Origin of the sequence: Paenibacillus sp. UNC496MF (genome assembly GCF_900113915.1) — a bacterium.
Lineage (GTDB): Bacteria > Bacillota > Bacilli > Paenibacillales > Paenibacillaceae > Paenibacillus_Z > Paenibacillus_Z artemisiicola.
In genome coordinates, this window is the sequence record NZ_FORE01000020.1 from 147,072 (window position 1) to 167,726 (window position 20,655).

The following is a 20,655-nucleotide window of genomic DNA, read 5'->3' on the forward strand; positions in this document are numbered from 1 at the left end:
AGCTCGACAGTAAGCCATCCGTCGAAGTCTGGCGTTTGTATCCTTCACAGAAAACAGGCAGGAAGACACCAACGCGGTTTTCCTATTCGACGTTGCGTTCCCGTATTCCTTGCTGTCGAGATAGGCGTCCATTCCCGCGGCATGCGTTGAAAGGGAAATTGTGGTAGATTAAGGAGAGAAGAAACGCAGCAGCCGGCCGCAGCCGCACGGACGGATGGTTCACTTTTGAACAGAACGAGTAACGGGAAGAGGACGGACGCGACTTGCAATCGGAGTCAAGCAACCATCGACAAAGGACGGTGCGACATGGAAAACGCCGGGATCAAAATTTTTGCGGGGAGCTCCGGGATCGCCTTCGCGCGGAAAATCTGCGATTATCTGGAAGTCGAGCTCGGCCGGTCCGAGACGATCACCTTCTCCGAAGGCAACACGTTCGTGCGGATCGGCGAAACGGTCCGCGACAAGGACGTCTATCTCGTCCAATCGATCGGCTTGAATCCGAACAACGAATTCGTCGAGATTCTGTTCTGGGTCGATGCGTTCAAGCGGGCGAGCGCGCACTCCGTGACGGTGATCATGCCGTATTTCAGCTATGCCAAGGGCGACAAGAAGGACGAGCCCCGCGTGTCCATCCGCGCGCGCGTCTGCGCGGAATCCATCGAGCTGGCGGGAGCGGACCGCATCGTGGCCATGGATTTGCACAGCCACCAGATTCAAGGCTTCTTCAAGAAGCCCGTGGACCATCTCTTCGCCCTGCCCGTGCTGTGCGAGGTCATCATGCGGATGCGGCTGGACGATTTCGTCGTCGTCTCGCCGGACGCCGGGTTCGCGAAGCAAGCGCGGAAGTACGCGAATTACCTCGGCACCACGATGGCGATCGGGGACAAGACCCGCAAGGACCACAAGGAACGGGCCGAAATCATGGACATCATCGGCGACGTCCAAGGCAAGACGGCGGTCATCGTCGACGACTTCTCGCTGACGGGCGGCTCGATCGTGGAATTGTCGAAATGCCTGGTCGAGCGGGGAGCCAAGCGCATCATGGCGTGCTTGTCCCATGCGGTCTTGAACGAAGCGGCCGTCCGCAAGATCGAAGCGAGCGCGATCGAGCGGCTGATCGTGACGGATTCCGTGGAGAATCCGCATCTCGCCCATTCCGCCAAAATCCAGTGCATCTCCGTGGCGCCGCTGTTCGGCGAAGCCATCCGCCGCATTCACCGGAAGGAATCGGTGAGCCCGCTGTTCGAGCGCGTGCCGAGCAAAGTCGTCGCGTGCTCCACGGACGCGTTCCCGATCGACTAGCGCGGCGAAGCGAGTCATTCGCGACGTTAACGATGTAGACCTTTAAACGGCGACAGCCCCGGACGCGATGATTCGGTCCGGGGCTGTCGCCGCTTGCGTATTCGGTTCGCTCGGCGGACGGTACTGCGTAGCGTGCTCTGCTTTACCGTGCTCTGCTTTACCGTGCTCTTGATTCCGAGCTCTTCCCACCGTGCCTCGCGCGTCGGGTCTTACTTCCCGGCCGGCTTCGGCATCAGCCACGCATGGTCGGGATCGTTATGGAACTTCCACGTCCGCACCGGTCCGGCCATGACGTTCAAGTAGTACGCGTCGTAGCCGGGAGGCGCCGCTACCGGGTGATAGCCACGCGGCACGAGAACGGCCTCGCCGTGCTTCACGGCCAGCGTCTCGTCCAGCGAGCGGTCGTCCGTGTACACCCGCTGCACCGCGAAGCCTTGCTCCGGCTGCACCTCGTAGTAGTACGTCTCCTCGAGCAGCGATTCCTCGGGCAGATGATTCCGGTCGTGCTTGTGCGGCGGGTAGCTGGACCAGTGGCCGCCGGGCGTGAACACTTCCACGACGAGCAGGCCGTCCGCCGCCTCGGATTCCGGCAAAATGTTATGGATGAGCCGTTCCGTGCTGCCTTGTCCGCGCACTTCGACGCCCACCTGCTCCGGCCCGATGAGCCGGGCCGGATGCGTGCCCTTGCCGGGCGCCCAGCAGACGGCGAGCCGCAGCCCGGTCACTGCCGCGACCTCGAACCGGTCGCCGCTTGGCACGTAGACGGCGTACGGCGGGATTTTCTCGAAGACGTTCATCCGTTTCCCGATATTCGTCCACGCCTGCTCCGCCGTCGCGACGTCCGCACGGCCCGCGAGCAGCACGACGCACGCCTCGCGCTCCCCGGTCGGGACGCTCAGCCGCGCCCCTTCTTCCAGTTGGTACACCTCGAAGCCGACGTACGTCCACCCCGCCGTCTCCGGCGTGATGCGCAGCACGCTGCCGTCCGCGTCCGGCGTCCGGTTCGGTCTGACGATCAATTCGCTCATGATGCGCTCCTCTCAGGCGAGGCCGGGACCGCCGCAAGCGCCGGCCGCGGCCGCGGCATCGCTGCCGGCAGGCCGCGCGGCGGCGCCTCGCGTCCCGGCTCGGCGGCTACCAGCGCGCCGTCACCATTTTTTTCCGCGTGTAGAACTCCACGCCGTCTTGTCCGTTCGCGTGCAGATCGCCGTAGAACGACTTCTTCCAGCCCGAGAACGGGAAGAACGCCATCGGCGCGGGCACGCCCAGGTTGATGCCGAGCATGCCGGCGTCGATCGTCTCGCGGAAGCGGCGCACGTGGCTGCCGTTCTGCGTGAACAGGCACGCGCCGTTCGCGAAGTCCGACCGGTTCGCGAGCGCGATCGCCTCGTCCAGGGTCGCGACGCGCACGATGGACAGAACCGGCGCGAAAATCTCGTCCTGCCAAATCTTCATCTCGCTCGTCACGTGATCGAAGATCGTCGGTCCGACGAAGTACCCGTCGCCCGCGGCCGCCGCGTCCGCGCGGCCGTCCCGGCGCAGCACCGCGCCGTCCCGCTCGCCCGACTCGATGTACCCGAGCGTGCGGTCCTTGTGCGGGCCGCGGATGACCGGGCCGAGGAAGACGCCTTCGTCCATGCCATTGCCGATCGTGATCTTGTCCGCCGCCTCGACCAGCTTCGCGATGAGCGGCTCGGCCGCGTCGCCGACGGCGACGACGACGGAGCACGCCATGCAGCGCTCGCCCGCGGACCCGAAGGCCGCGCCGACGATCTGCGTCACCGCCGCGTCCAGGTCCGCGTCCGGCATGACGATGGAATGGTTCTTCGCGCCGGCGAGCGCTTGGACGCGCTTGCCGTGCGCCGACGCCGTCTTATAGACGTATTCGGCCACCGGCTGGGAGCCGACGAACGAGATCGCCTTGACGTCCGGATGCTCCAGCAGTCCGTTCACGACGTCGTGCGCGCCGTGGACGACGTTCAGCACGCCGCCCGGCAGGCCCGCTTCGCGGAACAGCTCCGCGAGCCGGTTCGCGAGCATCGGCGTCCGTTCGGACGGCTTCAGCACGAACGTATTGCCGCAGGCGATGGCGAGCGGGAACATCCAGCACGGCACCATCATCGGGAAGTTGAACGGCGTGATGCCGCCGACGACGCCGACCGGGTAACGGTACATGCCGGATTCCAGGTTCGTCGCGATGTCCGGCAGCTGGCGGCCCATCATGAGCGACGGCGCGCCCGCGGCGAACTCGACGCATTCGATCCCGCGCAGCACTTCGCCGTGCGCTTCGGTGTAGCTCTTGCCGTTCTCCAGCGTGACGATGCGGGCCAGCTCCTCCCAGTGATCGACGAGCAGCTGCTGGTATTTGAACAGGATGCGCGCGCGGCGCGGAACCGGCGTCTTGCTCCAGGGTTCGAAAGCGGCCTGCGCGGCGCGCACGGCGCCGTCCAGCTCGTCCTTGGACGAGAGCGGCGTATAGGCGATGATCTCGCCGGTGGCCGGATTATAGACCGGCTCGGAGCTGCCGGAGACGGAGGCGGTCCACTCGCCGCCGATGAAGTTGTTCAGAAGGGCCGGTGCGTTCGCGTGGGACATACGGGTGATCTCCTTTCGGAATTACGCGTGTTGGGAAGCCAGGATGTAAGCGTCGACTTGCTCGGCGGTCGGCATGGCGTCGGAGCAGCTGTGGCTCGAGATGACGATGGAGGCCGCCGCGCTGCCGTAGGCCATGCTGCGGTCGACGCTCCAGCCCTGCATCAGGCCGTGCAGGAAGCCGGCCGCGTACGAATCGCCGGCGCCGAACGTCTTGACGACCTTCGCCGGGAAAATCGCGCCCCGGTGCGAGCCGCCGTCCTTGCCGTAGGCGATGGAGCCGTCCTTGCCGTGCTTGATGACGACGAGCTCGGCGCGGCAGCCGAACCACTGCGCCGCCGTGACGGCATCGCTGCGTTCGGCGTTGCCGTCGAAGCGCTCGAGCATGTCGAACTCCTCGCGGGTGCCGATGATGATATCGCTCTTCTCCGCCGCCAGGTGGTAGTAGATCGCCGTCTCTTCGGGCGACGTCCACGTATACGGACGATAATCGATGTCGAAGACGACCTTCGTGCCGTGCTTGCGGGCATAGCGGATCGCGAGCAGCACCGCTTCGCGCGATGGGCTCTTGGCGAGCGCCGTGCCGGAGACGAGCAGTACCCGGCTCTCCGCGATCAGCGCTTCGTCCACTTCGGCGGGGGCGAGCAGCAGGTCGGCGGCGTTGTCGCGGTACATGAGGATGCTGCAGTCTTCCGGGCTCTTGATCTCCGTGAACGCGAGCCCCGTCACGGCGCCCGTCCGGTCCGTCGTCACGCCGGACGCGTCGATGCCGTTGTCGCGCAGATAGCCCAGGATGAACCGGCCCATCTGGTCGTCCGCGATCTTGCCGATGAAGGCCGTGCGGTGGCCGAGGCGGGCCATGCCGATGCAGATGTTGGCGGGCGAACCGCCGACGTACTTGGTAAAGGTCATCGTCTCTTCCATCGGACGGTTGATTTCGTTGGCGTTCAGGTCGATGCACAGCCGGCCGATCGCGACGAAGTCGCGCGGGCGGCCGGCGGGAAACGCAAGGGTGTTATCCATCATGCAGCCCTCCTTGATGTCGATTGGAAACGGGAAGCGCGCTCAGTACGGACGCGCGGCGGTCAGCGCCGTCTGCATCCGGCCGTGCGCGGCGACGACCTTGTCGCTCGCGGACACCTCCGGCACGCCGACGTGCCACCACGATTCGTACCCGTCCGTGTTCGTGCCCGGCAGCACCTTGATCTCGATCAGCACCGGGCCTTCCTCTTCCTTGGCGCGGCGAAGCGCGTCGACCAGCTCTTCCGCGGTATGCGCCGTATACGCGGCCGCGCCCAGGCTGCGGGCATGCATCGCGAAATCGATCGGCATGTACGCGCCGTTCAGGCGGCCCGTCGTTTTGGAGCGGAAGCGGAATTCGTTGCCGAAGCCGTCGCTGCCGTGCCCGCGCTGCAAATTATGAATGCACTGGAAGCCGTGGTTGTCGAGCAGCAGCACCGTCAGCTTCACGCCTTCCTGGATCGCCGTCACGAGCTCCGAATGGAGCATGAGGTAGCTGCCGTCGCCGACGAAGGCGTAGACGTCCCGCTCCGGCTCGGCCAGCGCCGCGCCGAACGCGCCGCTCACCTCGTAGCCCATGCACGAGAAGCCGTATTCCATGTGGTACGTCTTCGGTTCGGTGGTCCGCCAGACGCGGTGCAGGTCGCCGGGCAGGCTGCCGGCCGCGCAGACGACGACGTCCGACGGGCCGACGAAGCCGTTGATGACGCCGAGCGCGCGCGTCTGCGTCAAGCCGTCCTCGCGCTCGAGCGCGTAGAGGCGGTCGACCTCGCGGTCCCACTCCGCCTTCAGCGCGGCGATCTCGCCTTCGGCGTAGCCGCTGCCGTACCCGCGCGCCGCCAGCTCGGCCCGCAGCGCGGCGAGGCCCGTCCGCGCGTCGGCGGTCACGGCGACGCCTTCGAGCTTGACCGCGTCGAACGCGCTGACGTTGAGATTGACGAACGCGACGTCCGGCCGGCGGAACGCCGACTTGGACGCGGTCGTGAAGTCCGAGAAGCGCGTGCCGACGCCGATGACGACGTCCGCTTCGGCCGCGATCCGGTTCGCCGCCAGCGTGCCGGTCGTGCCGACGCCGCCGAGGGCGAGCGGGTGGTTCCACGGCATCGCGCTCTTGCCGGCCTGCGTCTCCGCGACCGGGATGCCGAACGCTTCCGCGAACCGCCGCAGATCATCCGCGGCTTCGGCGTAGAGGACGCCGCCGCCCGCGACGATCAAGGGCCGGCGCTTGCCGGCGATCGCCTCGGCCGCGCGGCGCGCCGCGTCCGGCGCGGCCGGACGGCGGTCGGCGTAGTGGACCCGCCGGGCGAAGAACGCGGCCGGGTAATCGTACGCCTCGGTCTGCACGTCCTGCGGCAGCGCCAAGGTCACGGCGCCGGTCTCCGCCGGATCGGTCAGGACGCGCATCGCCTGCAGCAGCGACGCCATCAGCTGCTCCGGCCGGACGATCCGGTCCCAATACTTGCTGACCGGCTTGAACGCGTCGGTCGCGGCGACCGTATAGTCGCCCTGCACTTCCAGCTGCTGCAGCACGGGGTCCGGCTGGCGGCCGGCGAAATTGTCGCCCGGCAGCAGCAGCACGGGAATGCGGTTGACCGTCGCCGTCGCGGCCGCCGTCGCCATGTTGAGCGCGCCGGGGCCGATCGACGACGTGCAGGCGTAGATCTGCCGCCGGTTCTTCTGCTTGGCGTACGCCGCGGCGGCGTGCACCATGCCCTGCTCGTTCTTGCCTTGGATGAATTCGAGCTCGCCGGTCATCCGTTCGAGCGCCTCGCCGAGGCCCGTCACGTTGCCGTGCCCGAAGATGCCCATCACGCCGCGGACGAATTTGATTTCCTCCCCGTCCACGGACAGGTATTGATTGTCCAGAAACTTCACCAGCGCCTGGGCCATGGTCAAGCGGATCGTGCTCATGCGCGTTCGCCTCCGTTCGTCGAATTTCCCGAGCCCGCCGTGCCCGGCGGGCTCGGCTCCAGCTCGATCAGGAACGTCTTGATCTCGTACGGCTTCAGCTCGAAGCCGGCCGCGGCGCGATCCCGCGCGCCGCCGGCCTCTTCGCCGCCGAGCGGCCGCTCCATCAGGTCGCACTCCGCCATCGAGCGGATGCGCAGATCGCTGCGCAGCTCCGTCTGCGTGCGGATGCCCGCGTACTCGTGGACGCGCAGCACGATCCGCTCGCCGTCCTCCGCCTTCTTGACCGCGTCCACCATCACGTTCGGCGCGGACAGCGCGAACAGCGAGAGCGCGCCCTGCGCCGGCGCGCCCGGAGCAGCGGTCAGCGGATTGTTCAGCGACCACGCTTCCCGCACGGTGCCGCCCGCGTACCAATCGCCTTCATGCGGCAGCAGCGCGTACGTGAAGACGTGCTCGCCGAGGTCCGCGTTCGAATCCGGATGGATCGCGGACTTCAGCAGCGACAGGCGCATGACGTTGTCCTTGATGTCGTAGCCGTACTTGCAGTCGTTCAGCAGGCTGACGCCGTAGCCGCGTTCGGACAGGTCGGCCCACTGATGCCCGACCGTCTCGAACCGGGCGTAGTCCCAGCTCGTGTTCCAATGCGTCGGCCGCTTGACGTTGCCGAACTGAATGTCGTACGTCGCCTCCGTCGCGCGCACCGCGACCGGGAAGGCGACCTTCAGCAGCTGCTGGCGCTCCCGCCAATCGATCTCCGTGCGGAAATCGATTCGCCGGCTGTCCGCGTAGACGGTCAGCTTCTGGATCACCGCCGAGTCCGCGTACCGCCACGCGAACGCGACGGTCGCCGCGAGCGGGCCGGCTTCGACGAGCTCGACCGAGACCAAGTCCGCGATCTCGCGCATTTTCGCTTGGTAGTAGATGTCGATGTCCCACGCGTCGAAATGCATCGGCTTGTCCTCGAACACCTGCAGCACGTTGCCGCGCGCGCCCTCCGCGAGCACGTCCCGGCGATAGTCCAGATCGTAAATCCGCGTCAGCTGGCCGGCTTCGTTCCAGACCAGCTCGTAGTGCGGCGTCCTCAGCGCGCGGCCGTCCAGCGCGAAAGGCGCGTCCGCCGGCGCGAACGCGTCCGCCCAAGCTTCGCCGGCCGCGTGATGCAGCGCCGTCACGCCGAGCGGAGGCACCGCCGGCGATTCCACGAGCCAGCGGCCGTCCGCGAGCTGCGCTCGCAGCGGCCGTCCGTCGGCGTCGCTCCACGCGCTTCCCGCCGGCGCGGCCGCCGCGTCCAGCGCGATCGCGTCGCGCCGCTCCCACGGCGAGCCGTTCATCACGGTCAGCGCGCCCGCTTCCGCCTGGCCGCCGTCGCCGCCGGCGACGGCCGACGCCGCGTCCCGCCACGCTTCGTCCGCGATGGCCTGCGCCCGCGCGTACTCCTCTCGGCTGTCCGCGTACACCTCGGCGATCGACGAGCCGGGAATGATATCATGGAACTGATTGCGCAGAATAATCGTCCAGCCTTCGTTCAGCTCGCGCTGCGCGTACCCGCTCCAATCGCGGCGCTGCGCGGCGGCGAGCGCGCTCAGCCACTCCGTTTCGCGGTACAGCAGCTCCAGCTTGCGGTTCATCCGTTTGTTGTACGCCTGGCTCGTATACGTGCCGCGGTGGTATTCCAGGTACAGCTCGCCGTCCCATGTGTGCACGTAGCGGTCGGTGGACGCGAACGACGCCTGCAGCCGCTTGAAATAGTCGTCGGCGCGCCCCGTCTTGACGTTCGGCAGGCCGGGCATCGCGTCCAGCCGGCGCCGCAGCTCCAGCATCTCGCGGTTCACCCCGCCGCCGCCGTCCCCGTAGCCGTAGGACAGCAGGAGCTCCTGATTGACTTCCTTGTCGCGGTATCCGTCCCAGATGCCTTTGACGGTCTCCGGCGTGACGAAACCGTTGTACGTGTAGAAGAACGCGTTCGCCTCTTCCCAGTCGTCCGGCGTCGTGATGAAATGCGTCAGCACCTCGGAGCCGTCGATGCCCCGCCACTTGAACGTGTCGTGCGGCATCCGGTTGAACTGGTTCCAGCTGATCTTCGTCGTCATGAACGTGTCGAAGCCGGATTTCTTCAGAATCTGCGGCAGCGCCCAGCTGTAGCCGAACACGTCCGGCAGCCACAAGTACGTGCTCTCCGCGCCGAACTCCTCCCGCATGAACCGCGTGCCGAACAGGAACTGCCGGACGAGCGACTCGCCCGACGTCAGGTTGCAGTCGGCCTCGAGCCACATGCCGCCGCCGATTTCCCAACGGCCTTCGCGGATCCGCTCGCGGATCTGCTCGTAGATGTCCGGGTAATCCTGCTTGAGGTACGCGTACAGCTGCGGCTGCGTCTGCAGGAACACGTAGTCCGGGAACCGCTCCATCAGGCGCAGCACCGTCGAGAACGAGCGGGCGCTCTTCTCGCGCGTATGCTTCAGCCGCCACAGCCAGGCGACGTCGATATGCGTGTGGCCGATGCAGGTGACCGTCACCGGGGAACGCTTCTCGAGCGCGCCCAGCTCCCCGTTCAGCAGCTCGCGGGCTTCATGGACGGAGGCGTAGTACGATTCCGAGCCCGGCCGGGACCAGTCGATGCGCAGCAGCGCGCGGTCGAGCGCCTTCACGAGCGCCGCCCGGTCGGGATGCGAATCGTCCAGCTCCTTGATCGTGCCGAGCACGGCTTGTCCCGTGTAATAAAGATCGTCGACGGCTTCGTCGAGCCAGCACAGCTCCGCGCGCTTCACGGTATGCTTCATGTCGCGCGGCCGGCCGCCGCCCTCGAGCCCCGTCCACAGCCGGATGTCCGCGCGGCCCGTCCGGCCCGCGGCGTCCGCCGGCAGGAACACTTCCTGATGGTTCGAGTCGACGCCTTGATACGGCGCGCCGTTCCAATAGAGCAGCGATTCGAAGCCGTCGTTGTTGCCGCCGCCGGTCTCGCCGAAGTCGAACCGGCCGAGCACGGTCCGGCCGGCCCATTCCGCCGGCACCTCGATCTCGCGCGAGAGCCAGACGTAGCGGTCGCGTCCCTGCCACGTATCGCCGATTCGCAGCTCGAACGCCGCGCCGGACGCGGGCGGACGGGCGCCGTTCGCGCCCGCCTCGTCTTCGATCGCGGCAAACCTATTCAAAGGCCGGGCGTCGCGGTAGCGGGTCTCGCTCATCTCGCGCAGCCGGGCCGCCAGTTTCGATTCCGTAAATAGCATGGGGTTCCTCTCCTTCGCGCGCCCGCGTCAGCCGCGGCCGCCGTCTTAGAGCGTCTCTTCCAGCTTGCGCAAATACTCGAGGCTCTGCGCCAGGCTGTCCAGCGGGCTGCCCGGGCAGTAGTCCTGCTCGACCGCGAACCATTCGACGCCGCTTGCGAGTCCCCAGCGGAGAATCGGCGCGAAGTCGATGACGCCGGAGCCGATCTCGGCGAAATACTGCCGGTCGTCGTTCGTCATGTCCTTCAGATGCAGGATCGGCATCCGTTGCGCGTACTTGCCGATATACGACAGCGGGTCCAGGCCCGCTTTCTTGACCCAATACGTATCGATCTCGGCGTGCACCGCCGGATCCTCCAGCAAATAATCGAGCGCGAACTTGCCGTCCATCATCGTGTGGAATTCGAAATCATGGTTATGGTAGCCGACCCGGAATTCCGTGCCCTTCACCCGCTCCGCCACGGCCAGCAGGTCGTGCTTGACGCTGGCGTAGCCTTCGGGGTTCTGCAGGCCGTCGGGCAGCGAGTGGCAGATGAAATCCTTCGTGCCGAACAAGCGCGCTTCTTCCAGCACGTTGTCCAGATCGTCCCGCATGCGCGGCAGGCCGACGTGCATGCCGGCGGTCTTCAGGCCGAGCTCCTTCGCGATCGCCGCGACGTCGCGGGCCGGATTGCCGTGCAGGCCGTCGATCTGGACGGCCGCCCAGCCCATCTTGGCAAGCTCCCGCAGCAAGCCTTCAAAGTCCTTCTTCGCTTCGTTCCGTACCGTATATAATTGCGCCGCCAGTTTGTTCCGAATCATTCCGCGATCGCCTCCCTTTTCAAATCCAGCCATTCCACTTCCGCCGGCGTCAGCTTCAATCGCATCGCCTCGATCGACGAATACAGCTCCTCCGGCTTGCGCGGCCCGATGATCGCGCACGTCGCGAACGGCTGATGCAGCACGTACGACAGCGCGAGCTGGATCGGCGTGACGCCCTTCTCCGCGGCGAGCCGCACGGCGCGGTTATACCGTTCCCAGTTGCCTTCGTTATAATAAACGCGCACCATCTCTTCGTTGGAGGTATCCTCCGGCGTGAAGTGCCCGGAGAAGAAGCCGCCGGCCTGCGCCGACCACGACAGGAGCGGCATGCCGTTCGCCGCGTGCCACGCGATCGTCGCCTCGTCCGCCGAGACGACGCCCGGCCAGCGCGGCGCCTGGGGCTTCGCCAGGCTCAGGTTCGTGCTGCTGAACGCGAAGCCGGTCAAGCCGTGCGCGGCCGCGTAGTCGTTCGCTTCCTGGATCCGCTCGTGCGTCCAGTTCGACGCGCCGAACGCGCCGATCCGTCCCGCTTCCGCGTGCGCGTGCAGCTCCTCGATGATCGGGCCGACCTCGACCGCCGGATCGTCGCGGTGCAGCGCGTACAGCTCGACATGATCCGTGCCGAGCCGCTCCAGGCTCTCGGTCAGGTCCTGGCGGATCGCCGCCGGATTGACCCGCGGGCCCGGGCTGCCGTCGTCGTGATGGGCGCCCTTCGTCAGGATGGCGACCTTCTCGCGCAGGTTCTCCTCCGCGAGCCATTGGCCGAGCAGCTTCTCGCGTCCCCGGTATTGGTGAGCCGTATCGAACGTGGCGCCGCCGGCCTCCGCGTACGCGCGCAGCATCGCCCGTTCGTTGTCGTCGAGCGACCGCAGGTCGCCGGTGCCGAGGATAAGCCGGGAGACCGGTTTGTCCACGCCTTGAATCCGCATCGTATGCATGGTGCATCCTCCTTAGAGCGTATAAGTGCAGGGAATGTGCAGCCTGGCTGCCACATGGACTTCGGGACTTCAAATCTTGTCTTCCTGTTCCAACAGTCTGGTATCGATTTCAGACCAAGCGCTCGCGGCGTCTCGCGCCAAGCCGCCCCCGTTCGAATCCGTCCTCACGTTCACGCCTGGCGCGCTTTGCGCCTATTCCTCCGCCGCCTTACTGCGAGATGGCCTTGGGCAGCGTCCGCCCGGCTTCGTGGCGCTCCAGGAACTCCCGCAAGCCGTCCATATTCGCCGTTCCCGTGCTTCCGCCGTACGCGCCGACGGACATCGCGCCGCAGGCGTTGCCGTACTTCAGCGACGTCTCGACGTCCAGCCCGCGAAGGAAGCCGTACAGGTAGCCGGCGTTGAACGAATCGCCCGCGCCCGTCGTGTCGACCGCCTCGACCTTGAACGCCGGATGGCGCGTCAGCACGCCGTCCTTCATGGCGACGGCGCCTTCGGCGCCCAGCTTGACGACGATATGCTTGCCGTAATCCGCCATATGCCGCAGGCCGTCCTCGATGCGCACGCGGCGGGTGTAATGCAGCGCCTCGGTCTCGTTCATCAGGAAGACGTCGATATGCCGCATGAGCTCGAAGATCCCTTCGTACCATTCCCCGGAGTCGTCCCAGCCGACGTCGCAGGAGAGCGTGACGCCCTTCTCCTTCAATTGCTGCACGACCGCGAGGAACGTCGCGTGGTTCTCCCGGCCGCGGTAGCCCGTCAGATGGACGTGCCGGCCTTGGGCGATCCGGTCGAGCTCAAGCCGCTCCAGCGCCAGCTCCTGGTTCGAGCCCGCGTACGACAGGAACGAACGGTCCGTGTCCGGATTGAACGCGATCGAAATGCCCGTCCGATGGACCTTGCTTGTCTCTATGAGGCTGGTATCGATACCATATTGAGCGAATTGCTCCCGGATGAAGCTGCCGTTGCTGTCCGCGCCGAGGACGCCGCTGAACGCCACGCCGAGACCGAGCTTGGCAAGGGACAGCGCGAACAAAGCCGCCCCTCCGCCGACGTGCATCAGCATGTTGTCCACGAATACTTCCTGCCCGGGCTGCGGCACCTGGCTCTGGCCCACCACCACCAAATCTATGTTGACATCGCCGACGACGACCGCATCGAATTTCTTCACGTCTCTCTCCCTCTCCCGCTACGATGTAAAAAGTGCTATCCGTCTATTCGTTCCGCCTGCAGCTGTCGCGCACGACGAGCTCGTGCCGCAGGATGACGTCCCCTTTCCGCGCCTTCTCCGGCTCCGCGATCATGTCGATCAGCACGTTGACCGTGACCGTGCCCATCTCCCGGATGGGCTGCTCCATCGACGTCAGGCGCGGCCGCACCAGCTCCGTCAGCTGGCTGCCGTCGAAGCCGACGATCGAGACGTCGGCCGGCACCGCCAGCCCCCGGTCGCGCACGGCGTTCATCGCGCCGACGGCCATGTCGTCGCTGACCGCGAACACGGCCGTCGGGCGGACCTCGACGTCCAGCAGCTCCTGGATGAGCTCGTACCCGCTCTGCGTCTTGTAGTCGCCGAACCGCACGTAGTCGTCGACGAGCGGGATGTCGCAGTCCGCGAGCGCCCGGCAGTAGCCGATGTAGCGGTTCTGCCCAGACGTCACGTCCCGCATGTCGCCGCCGATGAAGCCGATCCGCTCATGCCCGAGCCCGATCAGGTACCGGGTCGCGTCGTACGCCGCCGCGAAGTCGTCGATGATGACCGAGGCGAACGGCTGGTCCGTCGGCTTGACGCTCGAGAAAATGATCGGGATGCCCAGCTTGCCGATCATCTCGCGAATGTCGTCGTTTAGCTTTTCGTGCATGATGATGATGCCGTCGACGCGCATTTCTTTGAAGACGTTTAAGTATTTCAGCTCTTTGTCCGTATCCTCGATGATGTTGCACACCAGAAGGTTGTAATCGTTCAGGCTGGCCGTTTGCTCGATGTTGCTCAGGATGGTGGAGTAGAAGCTCGACGTCACGTCCGGCACGATCACGCCGATCAGGTTCGTCTTCTTCCGTACGAGGCTTCTGGCGATATGGCTGGGCGTGTAGCCCAATTCGTCGATGGCCCGTTTGACCCGTTCTTTGAGGTCGTCTTTCACGTATTTCTCGCCGTTCAGCACCCGCGATACGGTCGTCACGGATACGCCCGCCTTCTTCGCCACATCCTTGATTTTCGGCGCCATGCGCTACCAAGCCTCCAATTCGTTCGTCATCCCATGCGCCGCGGCGCCTCAGCTCTTGACCGCGCCCTCCATGATGCCGGCGATGAATTGACGGCTGACGACAAGGAAGACGACGATGAGCGGCAGGGTCGCCATGAGCGTACCTGTCATGACCATGGAATAATCTGCGGTATGAACTGATTTTAACTGCTGGAGCGCAATCATTAAAGTGAATTTGGACGTATCCGTCAAAACGATCAGCGGCCAGAGGTAATCTTCCCAGACGCCCATGAACGTCGTGATCGCGAGAAACGCGAGCGCCGGCCGCAAAATCGGGAGCGCGATGCGCCAGTACTGGCCGAACTTGCTGCAGCCGTCGATGCGCGCGGATTCCAGCAGCTCGTTATGGATGGCGAGCGCGTACTGGCGGATCCAGAAGATCCCGAAGGCGGAAGCGATGCCCGGCACGATCAGCGCCTTGTAGCTACCGACCCAGCCGAACGTCTTGATGATGATGAATTGGGGCACGAGCAGCATCTGGCCCGGGATCATCATCGTGGCGATCATGACGTAGAAGAGCCACTGGGAGCCCGGGAACTTGAACTTGGCGAACGTAAACCCCGTTAACGAGTTGAAGAACAGCTGCAGCGTCGTGCTGAGGAGCGCGATGAGCACCGTGTTGAACAGGGCGCGGTAGAAATTCATGTTGTCCAGCACGTGCTGGAAGTTGGTCGCGAAGTATCCGCCGAACGTCAGCTTCGGAGGGAACGCGAAGATGGCGCTCGTCTGGTTCGTCGACATCACGACGAGCCAATAAAACGGGAAGATCGACACCAGCACGCCGATGATCAGCACGGTGTGCAGCAGAATCTTTTTGGTCAGGATTGCCTTGCCCATCTGGCTTTCACCTCGTTATCAATCGTCGTTTTTGTTGAAGACCTTCCAGTTGATGAGCGACAGGATGCCGATGATGACGAACAGCACCCACGACACGGCGGCCGCGTACCCGTAATTCTGGAACGTGAAGCCTTCGCGGAACATGTACAGCACCACGGTGTCCGTGCCCGGATACGGGGACTGCGTGCCCGCGAGCACCTGCGGCTCGGTGAAGATCTGGAAGCCGCCGATCGTCGACATCATGACGGAGAAGAGGATGATCGGCTTCAGCATCGGCAGCGTGATCCGCAGGAACGTCTGAACCGTCGACGCGCCGTCGAGCTCGGCCGCCTCGTACAGATCCTTCGGGATCCGCTGCAGGCCGGACAGATAGATGATGGCGTTGTAGCCCATGTACCGCCAGCAGATCATCGCCGCGATGACGACGCGGGAAGCGAACGGCGTGTTGAACCATTCGATGCGGGACAGCCCGATCTTCTCGAGCAGGAAGTTGATCAGTCCGTACTGGTTGCCGAACAGGGACTGGAATATGATAACGACAGCGACCATGGCCGTAATATTCGGTAGGAAGTAAGCGATGCGATAGAAGCCCTTGAACCGCACGATGGACATATTGATGAGAAACGCGACGATCAGCGCGCAGATGAGCTGCGGCGCGTTGCCCATGATCCAGAGGGCGATGTTGTTAACGAGCGCGCTCCAGAACGTCGGATCCGTGAACAGGTACGTGAAGTTGTCGAAGCCGACGTACTTCATCTCCCCGATGCCGTCCCATTTATGGCCGGCCAAATACACGGAGTAAAAAATCGGAAAAACGGAAAAGATCAGGAACAGGATATAAAATGGAGAAATGAACAGATACAACGCTCTGCTCTTGTAGATTTCTTTCAAAAGGCCTCCCATGCTATTCCTCCGTTACTTGGCTGGCGCGGGGAAGGCCTGTCGCCCTTCCCCGCTCCATCCGTTATGAATGCCAAGCTTGGCTGCCGTCCAGGAAGCCGCTTCGGCTTAGTGGGACAGCTGTTTCTTGATTTTGTCCTGCGCGTCCTGCCACGACTTCTCGGGATCGCGCTTCTTGTCGACCGCGACGAGCGCGTCGGTGATGGCCGTGCTCGCCACCATGTCGCGGGAGTCGGTATGCGCGACTTTGACGTCCTTCGCGGCGTCCGCGAACACGGGGCTCAGGTCTTGACCGCCGAAGAAATCGTTCTTGTTGACCATGTCCGGGCTGCTGTAGATCTCCGGCGTGGACGGGTAGTTGCCGAATTCCTTGTACGCCGTCACCAGGTTTTCCGGGCTGACGAGGAATTGGATGACTTCATACGCTTCCTTCGGATGCTTGGTCGAGCTCAGCGCGCCGAAGAACGAACCGCCTTGGTTGCCGACGCTGCCCGGCGGATGCGCGATGTTCCATTTGCCCTTCGTGTCCGGAGCGGCGCTCATCAGGTCGCCGACGGCCCAGGAAGCGCCCGTGAACATGGCGATCTTGCCGTTGTTGATCGCGGCGTTCTGCTCGGAGCCGTTGGAGTACGGGAACGTGAGGCCTTGCTGGTACGCCTTGACCGCCAGATCGTACGCCGCCTTGACGTGCGCCTGGTCGCCGATGTAGTTGCCTTGCTCGTCGAAGTACGACTTGTCGCTTTGGCCCATGACCGTGTTGTAGACGTCGGCGATGTTGCCCGTCGTCGCGCCGGTCGCGTCCTTGATCTTCTTCAGCAGGGCCAGGTAATCGTCCCACGTCTTCACTTGGCTGCTGACCGCGTCCGGCGTGTTCGGCACGCCCGCTTTCTCCAGCAGGTCGGTGCGGTAGTAAAGCACGACCGGCGCCACGTCGATCGGCAGGCCGATCAGGTACTTGTCGTCCGGCGTCGCGGCCATTTTCCATTTCCAGTCGAGGTACTTGGATTGGATGTCCTTCGCGCCTTGGTCGTAGAGGTTCACGAATTTATCTTTATACGCCAGCATCGAGGATACCCAGCTGTCCATCGCCACGATGTCCGGGGCGTCGCCTCCGCCGACGAGCGTCGCTTTCAATTTGGTGAAGTAATCGTCGCCGGACGGCAGCTTCTCCGCCTGCAGGTCGATGTTCGGAAACTTCGCTTTGGCCGCCTCGATCGTGGAATCGGATATCGCGCCGTTCCAGTACCACAGCTTCAGCGGGATTTTGCTGCCGGATGAAGCGCTTTCGCCTTGATTGCCGTTATTGGATGCCGTATTCGAATTCGAACCGTTCTGGCCGCAAGCCGTCAGGACAAGCAGCACGCACGCCAGCAAGATGGCGGTCAAACCAAAGGACTTTCTTTTCATGGATTCGTTCCCCCAATTTTAAAAGAATGTAGTGCATTCACATAGGATGTCTGCATTCCGCTTCCTTCAAATCTTTCCTCAATCGGACCTTCCTATTCACCTGCCGGCGCGTTCTCCCGTCCAACCACCGCCCTCCAGTAATGATTCGGAACACGATATTCTGGTACCGATACCAGATCGTGAACAAAAAATATGGAATCGGTACCATGTTGTAGGCCGTTTTACTCTGGTATCGCTTCCATAACGTCGTGAACTTAGTATAATCGTATCCTTTTGTTTTGACAATCCCTTTTTTTCGTGTCGAAACGTCCCGGATGGACGCGGAACGTCCCGATTGCGGGCGGAACTTGAAAACGCAGCGATTTCCGGCGGCTTTCGCGTCTCGCGCGTCCGTACCGTTGACGGGCAGGCGCGCGGTCGGGGAACCGGCCGCGCCGCAGCTTGTCGGCGACGGGCGAACCGGACGGCGACGGTCATGCCCTGTTGGCGACGGGCGAACTGGGCCGGCGAGCGTTATCCCCCGCCGATCGGCGCGTCGCCGTGCAGCGCCGCCCATTCGCGCGCGAGCAGCCCCATCGCGATCAGGTCGTACCGCCGTCCGCCGCGCAGGACGGCCTCGCGCAGCCGCCCCTCTACCGCGAAGCCGGCCTTCTCGTAGACGCGAATGGCCGCTTCGTTATAAGCGATCACCTCGAGGCTGATCCGTTCCAGGTTCAGCTCGAGGAACGCGTAGCGCAGCAGCATGGCGACGGCGTCCTTGCCGTAGCCCTTGCCGCGGTCCTCGGCATCGCCGATGCCGACGGCCAGCCGCGACGACCGGTTGTTCCACTCGATGCCGTGCAGCGCCGCGAAGCCGACGAGCCGGTCGTCCTCGAGCGTCCGTAGTATGAATTCGATCGTGTTCTTGCCGTTCTCGGCTTGCTCGAAGAACGACGCCGTCTGCGGCACCGCGTATTCCGTGTCCACGTTCCGCAAGTAGTCGTAGCTCTCGGTAAACCGCGACAGCTCCGCCGCGTCGTCCGGCTGCGCCGCCGCGAAGCGCAGCAGCTCGCCGCGGAACAAATCGCGAAAGCGATGATCCATCTCGTTCCCTCTCCTTCCGGTCCGGCTTCCGCAGCCGGCCGCTTCGTTCATTTCATCTCTGCTCGACAAATCTCAACAGCCAGTCCGTTCGGGGCGTCGAATATCCGTTGCCCACTACCATCACGCCGGAAAGGACGGTGAGGAAGCCTGCGATCAATTCCTCCGGATCGCCGTCCGCGATTTCCCCTCTTTGCTGGCCTTCCTCGAACAAGGGCAATAAACGCTTGACATAGATATCCATCGGGTGTTCCCGAATAAGCCGGCCGACCTCTTCGGGAACCTCTTCGAAATTCCGAGCCCGATGGAGCAGCATGAAATATGGCGCTCCGCTCGCGTCAAGCATCCCTTCCGTCAGGAGTCTGATTTTTTCGATCGGCGACCCCGTCAACCGAATCAAATCGTCCATTTCCTTCAACGACGTTTCGACCGCTTCCCGGACCAGGGCGATGAAAAGCTCTTCCTTTGTTTTGAAATAATGGTAAAACAGCCCGTGGCTCACGCCGGCTTCCGCGGTAATCATGCTGATCTTCGTACCCGGAAGCCCGCGCTGGGCAAACACTTTGACCGCGGCCGACGTAAGCTGCCGTTTGCGTTCTTCGTAAATGCGTTGAAGCTGCTCTTCCTTTAAGCGCGGCATATCATCGGACTCCTTCGGGAATTAGGAAAAAGTTGGCGAGCAGGCACGCGATCCGGTCAGGTCCGCCTTCGTTCTCCGGTCCGAAATGGTCCAGGCCGTTCACGGTTTCCAGCTTGGACCGGTTAATCGCGCCGGTTAACGCCGTCATCGCTTCTTTCGTGGTATCCGGGCTCTTGTCCCCTTGAATCACCAACACGTCCGCTTGGGTATCGCCATAATTCAGGCATGAGGAAGAGAGCCGCCGAACCTCGCGGTGCTCCTGCAAATTTTGCGGAAGCAGCCGAGCGATTTTACGCCAATGCTCTCCGCGCACCATGAGCCTCAAGATGAGTTTTGCATACCAATAGGGCAGCCGGGTCAGAGGGGTCTGACCCATCCCTCTCACGAAATGCGCAAACGCTCCGCGCCGGTCATTCCTAAGCAGCGCCTGCTCGTAGAGGCGCATCCAAGCATCGTCCATCGGGCGGAGCAGCACGCCGGGTTCATATAGACCTACTTTGGCAATGGACGGATCCATGCTGGCCAGTTCCAGCGAGACAAGCCCTCCATAGCTGTGTCCGATCAAATAGTCGGCGCCCGTCGCTTCCCTGACGGCCTGAACGTCCTCGCACTCTTTATCCATAGCATACTCCGGGCCTTGGGGACCGCTCAAGCCCCTGCCTCTGCGATCCATGAGGTGAACGGTAAAGGAGCGGGAAAGCGCGATCGCCAGGCGGGTATAATCGTTGGAATCCCTTAATGCGCCATGGACAAGCAGGATTCCGGGGCCATCGCCAATCGATTGATACCCAATTCGCGTCCGATCCGTCGATAAAACCTCGCCGTGCCGAAATAAACCCTTTTTACTGGAAATATTCACTGAGGTTTTCATTTATGATCACGCCTCCATTATTTGATTGACTCAATCAGTCAATTAAATAATAAGACGGAAACCATCGTTTGTCAATGGTTTCCATCCCCGATTTCTTCCTCTGCCGATCTTGCCGTTGCGTCCCCCGGTCCGATTCCCGGGGAAAGCGCAGGACCGGCCGCAGGCCGTGCGCGTCAAGTCACGGCTTCAGCGCCTCCGCCAGCAGCAGCGTCAAGCCTTGGCCGTACAGCGTCGGGAAGCGCGGCACTTCGCCGTAGGCGTCGATGCTCGCGAGCATCGGCGTGTCCCCGGATACGCCCGCGACGGCGCCGTCCGCGCGGATCTGCGCGGCGACGGCGGGCACGGCCTTCGCCGCGGCGCCGGCCAGCGACGCCGGGACGAGGCCCATGCGGGCCGCCTTGATCAGTCCGCAGGCGATGCCGGCCGAGCCGGACGTCTCGGCGTAGAAATCCGCGCGGTCGAGCACGGTCGGCCACAGGCCGTCCGGCAGCTGCCGCGCCGCGAGCGCCTCGGCGAGCCGGTGGTAGCGCTCCTTGATCTCGCCGAGCGGCCCGGCCGCGCCGCCTCCCGCGCCCGCCGCCGCGTCACGATCATCGGCACGCCGACGGCGTTCCACGCGTTCGCCCGGTTCCATTTCGCCGCGGACATCCAGTCCCCGACGCGCAGTTCCAGCCGTGGTACAGCAGGCCGGTCTCGTCGTCCTGCAGGGCGCGCAGGTGGAGCAGCGTCTGCTCCAGTGCCTCTTCCGCGAGCCGCGGGTCCCCGGCCATGCGCGCGGTCCGCGCCAGGAACAGCACCGCCATGAAGACGGTGTCCGCCCAGATCCGCTCCGCGAACGAGGCTTGCTCCGTCACGGTATGCTCGTACGCGC

Annotated in this window: 18 protein-coding genes; 1 reads left to right on the top strand and 17 read right to left on the bottom strand. The window is 64.1% G+C overall.

Annotated elements, in window-relative coordinates; all coding sequences use genetic code 11:
* Positions 1 to 306 precede the first annotated feature (306 nt).
* Complete coding sequence (locus BMZ79_RS30515; protein WP_090648183.1) at positions 307 to 1,302, top strand: ribose-phosphate diphosphokinase; 996 nt, start codon at positions 307 to 309, stop codon at positions 1,300 to 1,302.
* Positions 1,303 to 1,511: 209 nt separating this feature from the next.
* Here the strand turns inward: BMZ79_RS30515 and iolB are convergent, their stop codons facing one another.
* The 17 genes from iolB to BMZ79_RS35430 form a co-directional block, all read right to left on the bottom strand.
* Positions 1,512 to 2,330, bottom strand: coding sequence for a 5-deoxy-glucuronate isomerase (gene iolB / locus BMZ79_RS30520; RefSeq protein WP_090648186.1), 819 nt, complete (start codon positions 2,328 to 2,330; stop codon positions 1,512 to 1,514).
* A gap of 106 nt (positions 2,331 to 2,436) precedes the next feature.
* Positions 2,437 to 3,897 carry a CoA-acylating methylmalonate-semialdehyde dehydrogenase gene (locus BMZ79_RS30525; protein WP_090648190.1) on the bottom strand — a complete coding sequence of 487 codons (1,461 nt, stop codon included), beginning with the start codon at positions 3,895 to 3,897 and terminating at the stop codon, positions 2,437 to 2,439.
* 21 nt (positions 3,898 to 3,918) lie between these two features.
* Positions 3,919 to 4,917, bottom strand: a complete 999-nt coding sequence (iolC, locus tag BMZ79_RS30530; protein ID WP_090648192.1) for a 5-dehydro-2-deoxygluconokinase — start codon at positions 4,915 to 4,917, stop codon at positions 3,919 to 3,921.
* Between the two features lie 42 nt (positions 4,918 to 4,959).
* Positions 4,960 to 6,825: a 3D-(3,5/4)-trihydroxycyclohexane-1,2-dione acylhydrolase (decyclizing) gene (gene iolD / locus BMZ79_RS30535; protein ID WP_090648195.1), complete on the bottom strand. Its 1,866-nt coding sequence runs from the start codon at positions 6,823 to 6,825 to the stop codon at positions 4,960 to 4,962.
* Positions 6,822 to 10,052: an alpha-mannosidase gene (locus BMZ79_RS30540; protein ID WP_090648197.1), complete on the bottom strand. Its 3,231-nt coding sequence runs from the start codon at positions 10,050 to 10,052 to the stop codon at positions 6,822 to 6,824. The genes iolD and BMZ79_RS30540 overlap by 4 nt, the downstream gene beginning before the upstream one ends.
* Before the next feature lie 45 nt (positions 10,053 to 10,097).
* Entirely contained in the window at positions 10,098 to 10,850 is a 753-nt protein-coding gene (locus tag BMZ79_RS30545; RefSeq protein WP_256253249.1) for a sugar phosphate isomerase/epimerase family protein, read from the bottom strand.
* Positions 10,847 to 11,788: an aldo/keto reductase gene (locus BMZ79_RS30550; RefSeq protein ID WP_090648200.1), complete on the bottom strand. Its 942-nt coding sequence runs from the start codon at positions 11,786 to 11,788 to the stop codon at positions 10,847 to 10,849. The genes BMZ79_RS30545 and BMZ79_RS30550 overlap by 4 nt, the downstream gene beginning before the upstream one ends.
* Positions 11,789 to 11,996: 208 nt before the next feature.
* Positions 11,997 to 12,956 carry a carbohydrate kinase family protein gene (locus tag BMZ79_RS30555; RefSeq protein WP_090648202.1) on the bottom strand — a complete coding sequence of 320 codons (960 nt, stop codon included), beginning with the start codon at positions 12,954 to 12,956 and terminating at the stop codon, positions 11,997 to 11,999.
* A gap of 43 nt (positions 12,957 to 12,999) precedes the next feature.
* Positions 13,000 to 14,010 carry a LacI family DNA-binding transcriptional regulator gene (locus tag BMZ79_RS30560; protein WP_090648204.1) on the bottom strand — a complete coding sequence of 337 codons (1,011 nt, stop codon included), beginning with the start codon at positions 14,008 to 14,010 and terminating at the stop codon, positions 13,000 to 13,002.
* Positions 14,011 to 14,058: 48 nt separating this feature from the next.
* On the bottom strand, positions 14,059 to 14,886 hold the full coding sequence (locus BMZ79_RS30565; RefSeq protein ID WP_090648206.1) for a carbohydrate ABC transporter permease: 828 nt from the start codon (positions 14,884 to 14,886) through the stop codon (positions 14,059 to 14,061).
* Between the two features lie 18 nt (positions 14,887 to 14,904).
* Positions 14,905 to 15,681, bottom strand: a complete 777-nt coding sequence (locus BMZ79_RS30570) for a carbohydrate ABC transporter permease (protein WP_256253250.1) — start codon at positions 15,679 to 15,681, stop codon at positions 14,905 to 14,907.
* A 213-nt stretch (positions 15,682 to 15,894) separates the two neighbouring features.
* Entirely contained in the window at positions 15,895 to 17,193 is a 1,299-nt protein-coding gene (locus tag BMZ79_RS30575) for an ABC transporter substrate-binding protein (RefSeq protein WP_090648211.1), read from the bottom strand.
* A gap of 513 nt (positions 17,194 to 17,706) precedes the next feature.
* Positions 17,707 to 18,276 carry a GNAT family N-acetyltransferase gene (locus BMZ79_RS30580; RefSeq protein ID WP_090648214.1) on the bottom strand — a complete coding sequence of 190 codons (570 nt, stop codon included), beginning with the start codon at positions 18,274 to 18,276 and terminating at the stop codon, positions 17,707 to 17,709.
* A gap of 52 nt (positions 18,277 to 18,328) precedes the next feature.
* Entirely contained in the window at positions 18,329 to 18,913 is a 585-nt protein-coding gene (locus tag BMZ79_RS30585; protein WP_090648216.1) for a TetR/AcrR family transcriptional regulator, read from the bottom strand.
* A gap of 1 nt (position 18,914) precedes the next feature.
* Entirely contained in the window at positions 18,915 to 19,784 is an 870-nt protein-coding gene (locus tag BMZ79_RS30590) for an alpha/beta fold hydrolase (RefSeq protein ID WP_090648219.1), read from the bottom strand.
* A gap of 178 nt (positions 19,785 to 19,962) precedes the next feature.
* Entirely contained in the window at positions 19,963 to 20,400 is a 438-nt protein-coding gene (locus BMZ79_RS35425) for a glycoside hydrolase family 88 protein (RefSeq protein ID WP_256253251.1), read from the bottom strand.
* Positions 20,375 to 20,638, bottom strand: coding sequence for a glycoside hydrolase family 88 protein (locus BMZ79_RS35430; protein ID WP_256253252.1), 264 nt, complete (start codon positions 20,636 to 20,638; stop codon positions 20,375 to 20,377). The genes BMZ79_RS35425 and BMZ79_RS35430 overlap by 26 nt, the downstream gene beginning before the upstream one ends.
* Positions 20,639 to 20,655 lie beyond the last annotated feature (17 nt).

Excerpts from the sequence above, each read along its gene's own strand:
- BMZ79_RS30590 (WP_090648219.1), bottom strand. The coding sequence starts at position 19,784 with ATGAAAACCTCAGTGAATATTTCCAGTAAAAAGGGTTTATTTCGGCAC.
- BMZ79_RS30585 (WP_090648216.1), bottom strand. The coding sequence starts at position 18,913 with ATGCCGCGCTTAAAGGAAGAGCAGCTTCAACGCATTTACGAAGAACGC.
- BMZ79_RS30560 (WP_090648204.1), bottom strand. The coding sequence starts at position 14,010 with ATGGCGCCGAAAATCAAGGATGTGGCGAAGAAGGCGGGCGTATCCGTG.
- iolD (WP_090648195.1), bottom strand. The coding sequence starts at position 6,825 with ATGAGCACGATCCGCTTGACCATGGCCCAGGCGCTGGTGAAGTTTCTG.
- BMZ79_RS30525 (WP_090648190.1), bottom strand. The coding sequence starts at position 3,897 with ATGTCCCACGCGAACGCACCGGCCCTTCTGAACAACTTCATCGGCGGC.
- BMZ79_RS30515 (WP_090648183.1), top strand. The coding sequence starts at position 307 with ATGGAAAACGCCGGGATCAAAATTTTTGCGGGGAGCTCCGGGATCGCC.
- BMZ79_RS30545 (WP_256253249.1), bottom strand. The coding sequence starts at position 10,850 with ATGATTCGGAACAAACTGGCGGCGCAATTATATACGGTACGGAACGAA.
- iolB (WP_090648186.1), bottom strand. The coding sequence starts at position 2,330 with ATGAGCGAATTGATCGTCAGACCGAACCGGACGCCGGACGCGGACGGC.
- BMZ79_RS30565 (WP_090648206.1), bottom strand. The coding sequence starts at position 14,886 with ATGGGCAAGGCAATCCTGACCAAAAAGATTCTGCTGCACACCGTGCTG.
- BMZ79_RS30540 (WP_090648197.1), bottom strand. The coding sequence starts at position 10,052 with ATGCTATTTACGGAATCGAAACTGGCGGCCCGGCTGCGCGAGATGAGC.
- BMZ79_RS30580 (WP_090648214.1), bottom strand. The coding sequence starts at position 18,276 with ATGGATCATCGCTTTCGCGATTTGTTCCGCGGCGAGCTGCTGCGCTTC.
- iolC (WP_090648192.1), bottom strand. The coding sequence starts at position 4,917 with ATGGATAACACCCTTGCGTTTCCCGCCGGCCGCCCGCGCGACTTCGTC.
- BMZ79_RS30575 (WP_090648211.1), bottom strand. The coding sequence starts at position 17,193 with ATGAAAAGAAAGTCCTTTGGTTTGACCGCCATCTTGCTGGCGTGCGTG.
- BMZ79_RS30550 (WP_090648200.1), bottom strand. The coding sequence starts at position 11,788 with ATGCATACGATGCGGATTCAAGGCGTGGACAAACCGGTCTCCCGGCTT.